This window comes from Natrinema soli (assembly GCF_028618695.1).
The window spans coordinates 1-2299 of sequence record NZ_JAQIVI010000479.1; the positions used below are offsets into that span (position 1 = coordinate 1).

Sequence of the window (2299 nt, forward strand, 5' to 3'; positions counted from 1 at the left end):
GGGCTTGGTCTGGGCGGCCGCGTCGCCGATGAGGAAGGCCCGGCGGGTCGTCACCCGGTCGGGCGACCCGACCGGGATCGCCCCCGAACAGCGGTGGGAGACGTCGATCTCGTAGCCGTCGATCAGCTCCTCGAAGTGCTTGGTCACCTGCACGCCCGGCGGGGCCGCGAGGCCGTACTCGACGCCGGCGTCGCCGCGGGGGATCCGCCACGCGAAGAAGGTCGGCGGCGTGAGGTGGACGTCGACGAAGTCCTCGTGGTCTTCTTCCTCGGAGAAGGCGAGCACGCCGTGGAGGAACTCCTCGGGTGTGGGAAGTGCGAGTTCGTCCCGCACTCTCGAGCGCGGACCGTCGCAGCCGGCGAGCATCTTCGCCTCGAACTCGACGGTTCCGTCGGGTCCGCTGGCGACGATTTCGACGCGGTCCCGGTGTTCGGTGACTCCGGTGACGGTGTGTTCCTCGCGGACGTCCGCGCCCGCCTCGCGGGCGAGCGCCGCGAGGTGGCGGTCGAGTCCGACGCGGTCGATGACGTTCGAGGCGACGTCTCCCTTGTAGAACGGGTAGTCGTCGCTGTCGGGCCCGCCGACGTGGAATCGCGCGCCGTAGATCTCGTTCTGGAACAGTTCCTCGCGAGCGCCGTCGCCGGTAAACTCCCAGATATCGGTACTGACGTGGCCCGAACAGGCGAGCGGGTCGCCGATTTCTCCTTTCTCGAGGGCGAGCACGTCGTAGCCTTCTTCGGCGGCCCGGCGGGCGAAGCGCGCGCCCGGCGCGACGACGCCGACGACGACGAAATCGTACATGCTCGTCACGTTCACACCGGTCGGTAAATAGTTACTCGAGACGCGTCGGACGTGGCTGAGAAGCGAATGCCGACCGTCGGCTCGAACGGTTCGAACGGGCGAGTACGCCGTCGGCTCCGTACAGGCCCGCCGTGAACGGAACGGTATGTTCCGAAGGGATTGGGTGAGACGAAGCGTCCTGCTATCGTAGCATTAGGGGATTGCCACGCCCTCCCCAGCCGATTTCTCCTCACGGGCGCGCAGCGCCCGTCTGCTCACGGCGGCTCCGCCGCCGTTCGCATGGTATGCGAGACCTCCGGTCTCGCACTACTCGCGAAGACCTCGCACGATTTCGTGCCGTGGTTCATTGGCATTCACCGCGGCCCCAGCGCGCACCACAGGACGCCGGATGGTCGGTCCGGAGTGAGACGTGGTCTCTGTATGGATCGTTCGAACGCTGATCAATCCTGACAGGTATCCTTACGGTGGTTCCCCGAATCGTAGCTCTCATGCGCGACTTGGTAACAGCCGACGATACCACGCTGATCGACCTGAGCATCGGCCTCGAGGACGGCGTCGCGAGCGAGCCCACGCCACCGAGCATCGACGCGTTCGACCACGAAGCCGGCGCGGAGCGCCTCGCCGAGACGCTGCAGGCACAGGGGTACGACGTCGAGGCCGACGACTTCCCCGACGGAATGGGACTGGCGTGGGAGGACCTCGAGGTGATCCCTCACGCCGGAACCCACCTCGACGCGCCGTGGCACTACGGACCCGAGGTCGACGGCGAGCCGGCGAAGACGATCGAGGAGATCCCCCTCGAGTGGTGTCGCGGGAACGCGGTCGTCCTCGATTTCCGGTGGATGGATCCCGGCGCGGAGATTTCGGCGAGGGATCTCGAGGATGCCCTCGACGAACTGGACCACGACCTCTCGCCGGGCGAGATCGTCCTAATCCAGACCGGAGCCGACGAGCTGTGGGGCCGGCCCGAGTACCTGACCGAGTTCCCCGGAATGAGCGCCGAGGGGACGAAGTACCTCGTCGAGCAGGGAATCACGGTGATCGGGACGGACGCCTACGGCTTCGACAAGCCGTTCGCGGCGATGGGCGAGCGCTACGTCGAATCGGGCGACGAGGACGAGCTCTGGCCGGCCCACTTCGCCGGTCGCGAGGTCGAGTACTGCCAGATCGAGAAGATGGCCAATCTCGACGCCTTGCCCCGCAGGACCGACGTGCCGATCGTCGCGTTTCCCATCACGATCGAGAACGCGAGCGGCGGCTGGGTGCGACCGGTCGCTCTTATCGGGGACGAGACGGAAGGGGAGACCGCATGAAACTCGCGACCTTCGAAGTCGAGACTCCCGTCGGTCCCGTCGAACGTATCGGTGCCGTCGACGAGTCGACCGAATCCGACGATGCGCCCGCCGGCGACGCGACGCTCGTCGACCTCACCGCCGCCTACGGGGCCGACCTCGAGTTAGTCGACGGCGACATGGCCGACGCCCGCTCTCGTGCCGAC

2 protein-coding genes and 1 pseudogene are annotated in these 2299 nt (G+C 67.1%); 2 read left to right on the forward strand and 1 reads right to left on the reverse strand.

Going from position 1 to position 2299, the window contains the following annotated elements:
- A partial coding sequence (locus PGX04_RS24495; RefSeq protein WP_273740892.1) for a geranylgeranyl reductase family protein occupies window positions 1-801 on the reverse strand: 801 nt, incomplete at its 3' end.
- A gap of 488 nt (window positions 802-1289) precedes the next feature.
- Here PGX04_RS24495 and PGX04_RS24500 point away from each other — a divergent pair.
- Window positions 1290-2114 (forward strand): cyclase family protein, encoded by an 825-nt coding sequence (locus PGX04_RS24500; RefSeq protein WP_273740893.1) that lies wholly within the window; start codon window positions 1290-1292, stop codon window positions 2112-2114.
- Window positions 2111-2299, forward strand: a pseudogene (locus PGX04_RS24505) (fumarylacetoacetate hydrolase family protein); the annotation flags it as partial. The gene PGX04_RS24500 and the pseudogene PGX04_RS24505, both read left to right, overlap by 4 nt.

Bases quoted from the DNA above. Each gene is read 5' to 3' on its own strand.
- PGX04_RS24500 (WP_273740893.1), top strand. From the start codon at position 1,290: ATGCGCGACTTGGTAACAGCCGACGATACCACGCTGATCGACCTGAGC.